The 12,765-nt window shown below is 40.8% G+C and carries 10 protein-coding genes; 9 read left to right on the forward strand and 1 reads right to left on the reverse strand.

The window, feature by feature from the left end:
• Positions 1 to 267: 267 nt before the first annotated feature.
• On the reverse strand, positions 268 to 2,694 hold the full coding sequence (locus ASE42_RS02040; protein ID WP_056765448.1) for a S8 family peptidase: 2,427 nt from the start codon (positions 2,692 to 2,694) through the stop codon (positions 268 to 270).
• A gap of 500 nt (positions 2,695 to 3,194) precedes the next feature.
• Between ASE42_RS02040 and ASE42_RS02045 the strand changes: the two genes are divergently transcribed.
• The 9 genes from ASE42_RS02045 to ASE42_RS02085 all read left to right on the forward strand — a co-directional run bounded on the left by ASE42_RS02045 (position 3,195) and on the right by ASE42_RS02085 (position 12,748).
• Positions 3,195 to 3,473, forward strand: coding sequence for a hypothetical protein (locus ASE42_RS02045; RefSeq protein ID WP_056765451.1), 279 nt, complete (start codon positions 3,195 to 3,197; stop codon positions 3,471 to 3,473).
• A gap of 52 nt (positions 3,474 to 3,525) precedes the next feature.
• Positions 3,526 to 4,359, forward strand: a complete 834-nt coding sequence (locus ASE42_RS02050; protein WP_056765454.1) for a PRD domain-containing protein — start codon at positions 3,526 to 3,528, stop codon at positions 4,357 to 4,359.
• A gap of 256 nt (positions 4,360 to 4,615) precedes the next feature.
• Positions 4,616 to 6,004 (forward strand): sucrose-specific PTS transporter subunit IIBC, encoded by a 1,389-nt coding sequence (locus ASE42_RS02055; protein ID WP_056765457.1) that lies wholly within the window; start codon positions 4,616 to 4,618, stop codon positions 6,002 to 6,004.
• A 19-nt stretch (positions 6,005 to 6,023) separates the two neighbouring features.
• Positions 6,024 to 7,481: a sucrose-6-phosphate hydrolase gene (locus tag ASE42_RS02060; RefSeq protein WP_056765460.1), complete on the forward strand. Its 1,458-nt coding sequence runs from the start codon at positions 6,024 to 6,026 to the stop codon at positions 7,479 to 7,481.
• A gap of 896 nt (positions 7,482 to 8,377) precedes the next feature.
• A complete protein-coding gene (locus ASE42_RS02070) occupies positions 8,378 to 9,520 on the forward strand; it encodes an amidohydrolase family protein (RefSeq protein ID WP_162253744.1) in 1,143 nt (380 codons plus the stop codon).
• Between the two features lie 185 nt (positions 9,521 to 9,705).
• Complete coding sequence (locus ASE42_RS19320) at positions 9,706 to 10,359, forward strand: MFS transporter (RefSeq protein WP_268750491.1); 654 nt, start codon at positions 9,706 to 9,708, stop codon at positions 10,357 to 10,359.
• Positions 10,359 to 11,045: an MFS transporter gene (locus ASE42_RS19325; protein ID WP_268750492.1), complete on the forward strand. Its 687-nt coding sequence runs from the start codon at positions 10,359 to 10,361 to the stop codon at positions 11,043 to 11,045. Before ASE42_RS19320 ends, ASE42_RS19325 begins: the two co-directional genes overlap by 1 nt.
• A gap of 218 nt (positions 11,046 to 11,263) precedes the next feature.
• The gene (locus tag ASE42_RS02080; RefSeq protein WP_024423823.1) at positions 11,264 to 11,518 is read left to right on the forward strand and encodes a hypothetical protein; all 255 of its coding nucleotides are present in this window, start codon (positions 11,264 to 11,266) and stop codon (positions 11,516 to 11,518) included.
• A 156-nt stretch (positions 11,519 to 11,674) separates the two neighbouring features.
• Entirely contained in the window at positions 11,675 to 12,748 is a 1,074-nt protein-coding gene (locus ASE42_RS02085; RefSeq protein ID WP_056765463.1) for a chitobiase/beta-hexosaminidase C-terminal domain-containing protein, read from the forward strand.
• Positions 12,749 to 12,765 lie beyond the last annotated feature (17 nt).

Here is a 12,765-nt window from a genome sequence, read left to right on the forward strand (position 1 = left end):
GGTGAGGAAGAAGGCGGCTGACACCAGCAGGCTGAGCGGATAGATACAGGAAGCATAAACAGTCAGCTCGCATGCTTGATGAAAAGGACGAGGCTGCTTCATATGTAAAAAGGTTAGAAAATAAACCAATGTGATCGTCAGAAAAAAAGCAGTAAAAAAAGAAACGATCCATAGCAATATCAACATGAGTTTCTCTTTCCTCCATATATGATCGAAAAGCCTTGATGAGCTTATCCGCTCATACAAGGCTTTTCTTGTGATTCACATTTATTCAGGGTAAATTTCGAAAGGTTCCTTCGTTTGTACGGTATCTGATTTTCCTTTCAAACTTGCATACGCAAGCATTGTATACTCACCAGCTTCAAGCTTCTGGCCTTGATTGATTGTGCCATTCCATTTTACGCGGTGCTCTCCTTTATCAACATGTTGATAAACACCAGCTTCACCTAAATACTCTCCATCGGTCGAGTAGACAAGGAATGCAAGGTTCTCAGCACCGCCAGGCAGGTAGCTGCTAATGACATAGCTTCCAGCACGATTGTCCGGCTCTACGGAAACAGAAGTGACGCGCGGATAATCAGGCTCTTTCACAATCAATAAAGTAGGGATTTCCGTGACCTTTCTGCCATTTTCGCGAATGGTGATGCTGCCTTGGTACGTCCCTTTTTTGGTTTTTCCGTAATTCACCTGTACTGCGGAAGTAAAGGATCCAGTGGAATTCCCTTTGACGGTGATTTTTTTCGTTCCGTTTGTGCTAATGCCGCTGCCATTGAATTTGTAGTCAATGGTATACGTTTTCGGTGCTTTTGAAAGGTTTTCTACCTTAAATTTCTTCGTTTTGATTTGAACGCCTTTTTCCTTTAAGAAAGTGCCGTATGAATAGCTCGCATCAGAAATGATAGAAGACGCTTGAAGTGATTCCATGATTCGAACGCTGCCTGTTCCTTGTGTGTTATGAGGGAATGGGCTGCCATTTGCGTCAAATAGTTTTTCTGCTGTATTCATCAGCAATGCTTTGATTTGTTCAGTTGAGTACGATGGTTTTGCTTGTTTGATGATCGCTGCAACTCCTGCCACATGCGGAGATGCCATACTTGTTCCTTGCTTAGAACCATATCCGTAAGGCTGAGAAGGATCATGCGTTGGGATCGTACTCACAATGCTGACACCGGGTGCTGATAAATCAGGCTTAATCATCCACGTATCCACAACCGGTCCGCGGGATGAGAAGTCAGCGACTTGCTCACTAAGTTCTTTGACAAATTGAATGGAGAAAGCCGTTGTATCGTTTCCAGCCTCAATGGCTTTGATAAGCGCTGTTCCTTCAGCTTTTGACAGCTTAATTGTAGGAAGTGCGAGACCTGGTACGTCGACTGGAATCTCTCCATCGGTATTGTTATACATCACAACGCCGATTGCACCAGCGGCTTTTGCATTGTCGACTTTATCCACAAAAGCAATGGCACCACGTTCAATTACGGCCACTTTTCCTTTAACATCGATGTCTTCAAATGCCTTTTCGTCACCGATTCCTGCTTGGACGAGTGTGACTTGTTTTTGGTCAAGCGCTTTTAAATCACTCTCTTGGTAGTATCCCATGACTTTTGCAGTAGAATAATTCGGGAATTTCACATTGTAAAGGCTGTACGGAAGCTGAGTTGCCCCGACAGAAATGGCCTCTCTTGACGTGCCGGGAGAACCGACAGTCCAGTTATTAGGACCGCTGTTTCCATTCGAAGTAACAGCTACAACGCCTTCAGACATGGCCCAATCGAGTGCAATGCTCGTTGCATAATCAGGGTTATTGACACTGTTCCCAAGAGAGAGGTTCATGACATCTGCTCCGTCAGTAACAGCCCGGTCGATGCCTGCAAGAACGTTCTCGGTTGTTCCAGATCCACCTGGTCCAAGTACACGGTATGCAAGAAGCGTGGCATCCTTTGCGACCCCTTTAATTTGTCCATTTGCCGCAATCGTTCCTGCAACGTGTGTGCCGTGATCTGTGGATTCGCCTCTAGGATCTCCTTTAGGTGTCTCTTGCGGAGAATAATCATTATCAACAAAATCATAGCCTTTGTATAAACCGAAGTTTCCTTTTAAATCAGGGTGGGTATAGTCTACTCCAGTATCAATGACTGCGACTTTGACCCCTTTTCCAGAATAGCCGGCATCCCATGCTTTTGGTGCACCGATAAATGGAGCGCTCTTATCCATAAGCGGGGAGACATCTTCGTTTGGAAGCTGGATGCTTTCCTTTTTCACTTCATCGGTTTTATATGTAACATCCGGATAAACGGCTTTTACTCCATCAACTGCGAGCAGTTTCGGGATTTCGTTTGCAGGAAGTTTCATAGAGAAACCAGAGAAGACTTTTTCATATTCTTGACGAACACTCGCTTTATCTACCTCTTTGAGTGCTGCGTTCTTTACTTTTGTTCGAGATTTTTTGAGGGAGGCTTTTGTTTGTGATTTGCCTTCTTGCTTGGCTTCAACTAAGGATTTTTCCTTTAATTCAACAATGACAGTGGTTTGTTTTCTCGAGTTGACATTGATTTCACCGAAGATTTCTGCTTTTTCTAGTTCCATCTTTTTGTTAGATGGAGCAGCAGCAGCCTGTTGACCGGTAAAGAATGTGGATAAAATAAAAATAGTGGAGAACAATAGAACAGAAGAACGAGATATGACCTTTTTCATTAATTTTCCCCTTTCTAGCTGTGTTTTTAGGGAGATAGCCTTTCTTTTTGTGGATAAATAGGAAAGATTCACTGCCCGTTATTAAGTATTCAATACGTTGAAAACAATTCCTTTACTAAAATGGTCTTATTTTACATAGTGATAAAGAACTATTTTGTTTATAAAGTCGCACTTATTCACAAATGTCTGTTGATAACTCGATTATTCAGATACATATATGGAAAATAAAAAATTTACATACACAAAATCTAGTAAGAGGGTGTTGATATGTGGATAAATCCTGTTGATAAGGTGTGCTTATCTTTGGGATAGCGTGTGTATAAAATTTTCAATGAAACATCCAGGCACATGATGATCTTCTGCACTTTTCAACAAAACTTCTGAAAACTAGTTGGTTTTTTCACCCAGATTGTGACAAACCTCTCTTTTTTCTCGGGATATGATAGGAGCAGTTGTTTTGCTAGAGCTGCTAGATTCTAAGAAAAGCGGAGGGATGTTCAGTGAAGAAATTAAAAAGCTGGTTGAGCGTATGGTTTGGTTTCATGATGAATGTGCTTGTGAACCCTGGTGTGATGATGAAGAATCAAGGGTTTCAGACGGCCGCGGCGGATGCTGGATTCTTTCAAGTAGTGAAAGAGAGAGAGCTGGAGAAGCTGGCAGAGGAACATAAGAAGAAACGCAAGGCAGAGAAGCGGTTTACTCAAAGTCTGATGATGCTTGAAGAGAAGACGATGCGAGAGGCGCGTGCTGGTCCGCTCTTACCTTTACAGAAAAAGTGAAACAGGGTAAAATCCCACATAAGAAATGTTATCTGCTGGGAGAGGATACCCCTTGAAGATATATAAAATATTGAATAACAACGCAGTGGTTGTGAAGGAGGGCGATCAGGAGAAAATTGTGATGGGACCCGGAATTGCTTTTCAGAAGGGGAAAAATGACGTCGTTCCTCTTCAAAAAATAGAGAAAATCTTTGTTGTGCGTGAAGAAAATGAGAAATTCAAACAAATTCTTGCCACATTGCCAGAAGCGCATATTGAGGTGGCAGAGCATATCATCAGTTATGCAGAGGGGAAACTCATGATGCCGCTCAGTGATCACATTCACATATCACTGACTGATCATTTGTCCTTCGCCATTGAACGCCTTCAAAAAGGCATTGTGCTATATAATAAATTGCTTGGTGAGATCAAAGTCTTATATAAGCAGGAATATGAGATTGGAAAGTATGCCATTCGTTATGTAAAGGAGCGGCTTGGGGTTGAACTGCCGGACGATGAGGCAGGATATGTGGCACTTCATATTCATACGGCCAAAATGAATACGGAGTCCATGAAAAAGACCGTGAAATATACAACGATGATTAAAGAAATGATCGAGCATATTGAAAGCTATTTTCAGCATTCAATTGATGAGGATAGTATTTCCTATCAGCGGCTTGTGACACATTTGAGGTATGCATTAGGCAGGTTGGAATCGAATGAGGCATTTCAAATCATGGACGAAGACATGCTGATTTTTATCCAAACAAAGTATGGTACGGCGTACCGGTGTGCACTTGGACTCGCTGATTTGTTAAAAGATGAATATGGACTTCATCTCCCTGAATCGGAGATCGGCTACATCACGCTGCATGTCCAGCGTCTGCAGGAAGCCGAATTGGTTTAAAATGATCGTGCCTGCATGCAGGCTTTTTTTTATGCACACTACTCTTATTAGTGTATATGGGTCATTGGATTTGAAAAAAGAGGTTGACGCATGTCACAGTCTTATACTATGATGAAAGCGTCATCAAAAATTGATATCGCGGGATTGTGACTGTCAGGCAGGCAAGACCTAAAATTTGCGTAACGAGGGGACGTGTATGTCCTTTACTCGTTGGTGAATTTTAGGTCTTTTTTGCTTTAAAAAAGGAGGAGACATCATGGATTATCAAAAAACAGCTAAAGAATTAATGAAACTGTTAGGCGGCAAAGAAAATGTCATCAGTGCAACGCATTGTGCAACAAGACTCAGATTGGTGGTGAAAAATGAGGATTTGATTGACAAAGAGGCCATTGAAGAACTTGAAGGTGTGAAAGGGGCTTTCTCAAGTTCAGGGCAATTTCAGGTCATTTTTGGAACGGGATCTGTCAACAAAGTGTATGAACCATTTGCTCGTGAGACTGGTCTTGAGACAGGCGACGAGAATCAAAAGCCTGTCAGCCATGATGAAGCAGTGAAACAAAAAATGAATCCACTTGCGCGTTTTGCAAAGACGCTATCGAATATTTTTGTACCGATCATTCCAGCAATTGTGGCAAGCGGTTTGTTAATGGGTCTCTTAGGCATGATGAAAGCCTTCAAATGGGCTGATCCAAGCTCTGCGATCTTTCAAATGCTTGATATGTTCTCAAGTGCAGCCTTTATCATTTTACCGATTTTAATTGGGGTCAGTGCAGCGAAAGAGTTTGGCGGAAATCCGTATTTAGGGGCTGTCATTGGGGGAATTATGGTTCACCCGAATCTGCTTAATCCGTGGGGATTGACGGAAGCAAAACCAGAGTATATGCATTTATTCAATGTTGATATTGCTCTTCTTGGTTACCAAGGGACGGTCATTCCAGTGCTATTGACCGTATATATCATGTGCCTTGTTGAGAAGAATTTAAGAAAAATGGTTCCGAACAGTATTGATTTACTTGTGACCCCATTTGTGACCGTGATTGTCACTGGATTTGTGACGTTTATTGCAGTTGGACCGCTTGGAAGAATGCTTGGTACAGGAATTTCGAGTGCACTGACATTTATTTATGACCATGCAGGGTTCTTAGCAGGACTCATTTTCGGCGGTGCTTACTCTTTAATTGTGCTCACAGGGGTTCATCATAGCTTCCATGCGATTGAGGCAGGATTGCTGAATGATATTGGGCGTAACTATTTGCTGCCGATCTGGGCAATGTCCAATGTCGCGCAAGGCGGAGCAGGATTGGCTGTCTTTTTCTTAGCCAAGCGTGCAAAAACAAAAGAAATTGCCCTTCCTGCTGCCTTCTCTGCTTTTTTAGGAATTACCGAGCCTGTCATATTTGGTGTAAACCTCCGCTATCGTCAACCATTTATTGCGGCGATGATTGGAGGCGCATTGGGCGGGGCATTCGTCGTTTTCACGAAGGTAGCTGCCAATGCTTATGGTTTAACAGGCATTCCGATGATTGCGATTGCAGCACCATTCGGTATTCAGAATGTGGTCAATTATGTGATTGGTATGTTAATCGCTGTTGCTGTTTCATTTATTCTCACTATCATTTTTAAAGTAAAAGAAGTCGAAAAATAATCAAGGAGTGGTCACAGTCATGACAACAACTGACGCAGCACTTCGTCAAAAGATAGCAGACCGTATTCGAAACTATGAGCATTTGGTCAAAAAGGATGTGTACCGGCAGCATTTTCATTTGATGCCGCCAGTCGGTCTTTTAAATGATCCGAATGGGCTGATTCAGTGGAAAGGAATTTACCACGTCTTTTATCAGTGGCAGCCATTCAAAACGGGGCATGGTGCAAAATTCTGGGGGCATTATACATCGACAGATCTAGTCAATTGGCAGCACGAAGAAGCCGCTCTTGCCCCAAGTGATTGGTTTGATCAAAACGGCTGTTATTCTGGCAGTGCATTTATAGAAGGTGGGCAGATGCACGTGATGTACACTGGAAACGTTCGGGATGAACAAGGGAACCGTGAGACGTATCAATGTTTAGCTGTTTCGGAAGATGGTATTCACTTTGAGAAAAAAGGTGTCGTGGCAACGCTCCCTGAAGGGTTCACTGCCCATTTTCGAGATCCGAAGGTATGGAAGCGAAATGGCCGGTGGTACATGGTCCTTGGTGCACAAAGCTTAGACCTGAAAGGACACCTTGTCTTATTTACCTCTGATACGTTAGATAATTGGACGTTTCAAGGCACGATTGCAGGCAGCGGAAAGAATGGTTTAGACAATTTCGGCTATATGTGGGAATGTCCAGATCTGTTTGAATTAGACGGCCGGGATGTATTGATTGTGTCACCGCAAGGACTAGAGCCGGATGGCTTAAAATATCACAACACACATCAATCAGGCTATTTTGTTGGCACATTGGATGATCACTCCTATCAATATACACACGGAGCGTTTGAGGAGCTGGACCGCGGTTTTGACTTCTATGCGCAGCAAACCTTTCTAGATGAATCAGGCAGACGACTTTTAATCGGGTGGATGGGGGTGCCTGATCAAGGAGAAGAGCATCATCCGACGATTTCTTATCAATGGATACACTGCCTCACGATCCCGAGAGAGCTCCGTTTAGATGTTGACGGACATCTGATTCAAAAACCAGTAAGTGAACTTCAATCCATGCGGACCAATGAACAAGAGTATGTTTTTCATATTAAACGTTCTGTTCATTCCATCCCTGTAGAGGATATTACGAGCGCAGAGGTATTCATTGATCAAATTGATACACAAAAAGGGTTTGAATGCTGTATCCGTGCAGCAGCACGCATCATCTATGATAAAGAGGAAGGGAAGCTGACATTAGAGCGGGATCGATTTGAAGATCGATCAAAGGAAGTTCGTGAAGCACTTATAGAGGAATTACACGACCTTCATATCTTTATCGACTCATCGTCAATTGAGATTTTTGTAAACGGAGGCCGAGAAGTTTTTACTGCACGTTACTTTCCTTCCCCGGGAAATAAATCGATCTCCATCAGTGGCAGAAATGAAACAAAGCTGAAACTGAAGACATGGCATTTACAAAGAGAAGCAAATCGATGATCCTTAACCTACAAGTGATGATCAGTATGACGTGAAATTGAAAGTAACAGAAACAGCAAGGCATAAAAAAAGGGCGCTTCAGCACCGTCCGCACGATTGATAGAGAAGGTGCCGATGTAGAATTACATTTCTCTATCAGATAATCGAGGTGCGGGATATTGGGGACCCCAATACCGCATCCTCGTTTTCTTTGTTAAATTCCCCGCCAGTTCCGGCTAAAGTACCTTGTCAAAATTTAACTTCAATCATATCAGCCCGTTTAAATAGTTCTGCTTCTGATCGATCAGTTTTGAAAACTAACCCCGCCTTCCTCAGGATTAATCGATTTTTTGACATTATTAGCTGCTTCAGCCAAAGAAAGTCTTGCATCTTATTCCACTTATGATCAGTGGAATTTTTGGTTTTTTGGATTTTGGACCAATGGCAACCACGACATCTGCATCCCCTCACCATTAATTCCATTATATTTTCTTGATAACTATCAGTTAAAACGATTTTTCTCATTTGCTTCACTGTTCGTTTTACTTCATCATGCTGTTCTTTATAAAAAAGGTTTACTTTATTAATTATGAGTGATAACATACATTTAAATTATTGGTAATGAATATTACTTTCATATAAAATAAAGTAATTTTTATTACATAGGCTAAAGCATATGAACTTTTTTATGATGAGGGGTGCTCTGTCTTTAAAATGAAAGTTGTCAAAAAGCTGGGGGTTGCGTCATTCATTTCATTTTTGAAAGCGCTGTCTTGTTGGTGTATGGCTGGCAGTAAACAGATTAAAAATTCTACTTAGGTGATTGTTTCCACTATCCAAAATGAAGAGGAGTGTATGTTGGTCAGTGATTTAGCACCAGTGGTTGGATGTTATCAAGGCATGTAAAGAAGTTGCTATTGCAAACAATTAAAAAAATTAATCTATTAAATCAATATGAAGTTAAGGGGTGTATTTGCATGGGAGTATGGAATTTTAAAGGCGGTTCTATTTGGTCAGAAAAGGGGTTCATTCCAAATAAGTCTACAAGCATTACAGTTACTCATGAGAATGATAGGGATATTCATTTATCTGAATCTAGCGTAATTGTACCGGGACTAGTAGATTTTCATTGTCATGTATGGGCACCTGGAGCAGAGATTGGTGTAACAGATAAACAATATCTTTCCTCAGGAGTAACTACAGTTGGGGACGCGGGTACTTTTGGCTATGACGGATGGGAGGAAGCAAATCGTTATTGGGAAAACAGCCCGTTAACAGTTCGTTCTTGGTTATCAGCTTTACCAGAAGGGCTAACCAATCACCCCAATCCTAACCCAACCAAGCCAGAAAGTATTTCGTTGGATCGAATTGTTGAAGTTGCATCTTTAGCTGATGATTGTTTATTAGGAATTAAGATTCGCTTAGGTCAGGTGGACAAAACGACTGACCGGTCTTTATTACGCTTAGCAAGAGAAGCAGCCGATCGAACTGATTTACGAATGATGGTTCATTTAACTGAAACTCAACTAGATATTGAAGAGGTAACACAATATTTTAATAAAGGGGACATTCTCACTCATCCATTTCAAGGAAGGGATGGAAACGTGTTAAATACTGCCGGGAAGGTAAAAAAAGAATTTCTAGATGCAGTAGAAAGAGGAATAGTATTAGATATCGGTCACGGTAGAAAACACTTTAATTGGAATGTTTTTTATAAATGCTTAGCTGAGGGAATTAAACCAGATACGATCAGTACAGATTTAACAAGCGCGTCATGGAGAAAATACCCTGTTTATAACATGAGCTACATCATTTCTAAAATGATTGTAGGTGGACTGTCTCTTGATGAAGCTTTTAGAGCAGTTCTGGTAACAGCTCCTAAATTGTTAGGAATTGACGATGTTACTTTTACTCCAAATCACCTTGTGGTTCTAGATTCTACTTCTATTGAGACTGCCTTTCCCGATGTAGATGGAGAAACGGTGTTAGGTAACATTAACTATCAACCGAAACATGTAATTTTTAACGGTAAACCAGACCTTGAGAGCAATTTTAGTTGAAAATAAACGTTTTTGACACGATGAAAGAAAGTTTTCATTTTGTTCGCTGTCTTGAGGAAACAACAGAAGAGTAAATGGAGATACTCTTACACATCTTACCGAACCGTAAGAGTATCTCTTTATTTCCAAATGAATGTAAGCGTTATCAAAATTTCTTTTTAATTATTTTAAAAGGAGGAATTTGAATGGAAAATTCTCAATTGAATTTCGAAAAGAAGACGATTCGAAAGGTGACAAGAAGAATAATCCCGTTACTATTTTTACTCTATATAATTTCTTATCTAGACAGGGCAAATGTGGGATATGCTGCATTGGAAATGAACGAAGCATTAGGACTAACAAGTAAAATGTTTGGTCTTGTGACAGGTATTTTTTTTATTGGTTATTTTCTCTTTGAAGTACCAAGTAATATTTTAATGCAAAAATTTGGGGCAAGAGTTTGGATTACTAGGATTCTCTTTACTTGGGGGATTATTTCTATGGCAACTGGGTTTGCTCAGAATGCTACCCAGCTTTATGTTATTCGATTCCTTCTTGGAATAGCAGAAGCAGGTCTATTTCCTGGCATTATTCTATACCTTACTTATTGGTTCCGAGCTAAAGAAAGAGCAAGTACAATTGCGATGTTTATGACAGCAATCGCAGTTTCTTATATTATTGGAGCTCCCGTTTCTACCTTAATTATTGATCATATTCATTGGATGAATGTACCTGGATGGCGTTGGATGTTTATTATCGAAGGCGCCCCTGCTGTTATTTTAGGGTTTGTTACATATTTCTACTTAACAGACCGGCCAGAACAAGCAAAGTGGTTAACAGCTGAAGAAAAAAATTGGTGATGTCAGAATTAAGAAAGGACGAGGAGCTAAGAGAAAAGCAAGGCCGACAAGCCTCTAGTCATAAGACGGCCTTGATTGATCCTAAACTGTGGTACCTCGCCTTAATTTACTTTGTATATACTGCAGGTACACTGGGCGTTGGTTATTGGATGCCCCAAATTATTAAAGGGTTATCTAGCTATTTATCAAACACCCAGATCGGCTTCATTGCTACAATCCCTTACATTATTGCTTCAATCGTCATGAATTACTGGTCAAGACGCTCAGATCGCACTGGTGAAAGACGTATGCACACAGCTTTACCGTTACTCGTAGCTGGTTTAACGTTACTCAGTGTAGGAATGGTGTCCAATCCATTTATTGCAATGATTTTTATCACTATTTCATTGGCAGCCATGTATTGTTTTAAAGGTCCTTTTTGGTCATTACCTACTATGATATTGAGTCCAGCCACAGTAGCTGTTGGAATTGCAGTCATTAATTCAATTGGGAATCTAGGAGGTTTTGTTGGCCCTTATGCAGTTGGGTGGCTAAAAGATGCTACAGGAAAAATGCAGGCCGGTTTGATTTTCTTAAGTATGATTTTAATAATAGCTTTCCTATTAGTATTAGCTATGAAATTTGAGCAAAGAAGAACTCCCTTAAAGAGTCAGAAGGAAATAGGGGAAATCCGGCTTGAAAAATAAATTCTCTACAATCTAAGCAGATCAATGATCTGCTTTTTTCTAGTGAGATCAGCCTGTATCTTAGAGCCTATAGCGTGTATATACAAGGTTGGCCTAAAGCGGTTTGATGACGTTTTACATATATGATAACAGGTGGAATTATGGTATCATTTTAAAATATATACAGCTGAGGCTGACGTTTATCCAAATGCGGTAGGACAAAAAAAGGGGTTGTTTACTTGAATTCAAAACAGCAGCCGACGACTAGAAAACGCTTGGAGACAATGGCAGATCATGTTGAAGATAAACGTGAAGAATATAAAGAATTGCTCATTCAAGTTCAATCTATTCTCGGTGAACCTTCTTTAGAGCAGGAAGAAGTGAAAGAGAAGCTGTCAGATACGTATAAACAAATGAAAGAATATGCTTTATTTGTTGAATCCATTGAAGCCTTTATTCGAAAAATGGCGAAAGAGTCCGATCAGCAAAAATAGGCATTCATGTATGGATAAAAGAGTGTACCTGCTTGCGGGTACGCTTTTTTGTATTCCGACTGATTATTCAGAAATTTAAATGAAAGCGTTGACATTTATATTGTCATGATCAATAATAAATAAAAAATTCATCTGAGCATGTACAGGAGGAACAATATGAACCATACAACCAAGAAGTGCCTGATCACCTTTATGATTGTCCTATTTTCTATGAGTTTTCTTTTTCCTTCCGTTTCTTCTGCCCGAAATCATACGTCGTATGCTGCATCAACTGCTTCAGTCCCATCTGGTCAATATTATCGTTCACAAGAGGTAGCTCTGCATTCTCACGTTCAAAAAGCTTCTCTTTATTACACAACAGATGGCAGCCAGCCGACAACTCAAAGTCAGTTATACAAAAAGCCCATTCATATCGAAACTGATACGACTTTAAAAGTAAGCGTTTACAAGAAAAGCCGCCGCCTTTCCACGTCTACGTACAATTATCGCTTTGTCACACGAGAGGACATTGCATCATCTTTTTTATCTTTCGAATACCAAGGAATGCCTTATCGGCTGTATATTCCAAAAAACCATAAAAGGGGTAAAGCCTATCCTCTCGTCCTATTCTTACATGGAGGCGGGGAGAGGGGAACAGACAATCAAAAGCAGTTACTTGCGAATGATGGTGCAGTTTTATGGGCTTCTCCTGAAGTCCAAAAGAAACATCCTTCGTACGTACTTGCACCTCAGGCGCGAGATGCTGTCGATGGAGGCTTTGCATTAACAAGAAATTTGCAAAATGAAATCGACCTGACGAACGTGTTTCAATTTTCACCAGATTTACACAAAGCTTATGATGTCCTTCAGCATGTGTTAACTTCTTATCAGATTGATCAGAAAAGAATTTATGCGACGGGTTTATCACAAGGTGGATTTGGCACGTACCAGTTGAACATCACATATCCTCGTTTGTTTGCAGCAATGATTCCTATTGCGGGGGGAGCAGATCCAAGCAAGGCAGGAATTTTAGCAAACAAGCCAATATGGGCATTTCATGCAGAAGATGATTCCATTATCCCTATCAGCTATGCAAGAAATACAATTCAAGCTATTCAAAAAGCTGGCGGCCAGCCGCTTTATACGGAGTATGCAAGTAAGTATGGATATGACCATGCATCATGGACGCCTGCTTATGAGACGCCAGGCTTAACAGATTGGCTGTTTGCACAGAGACGAAGCTTTCGATAAACAAAAACCGATTCACC

The sequence above is a fragment of the Bacillus sp. Root920 genome, from assembly GCF_001429445.1.
Classification (GTDB): Bacteria; Bacillota; Bacilli; order Bacillales; family Bacillaceae; genus Bacillus; species Bacillus safensis.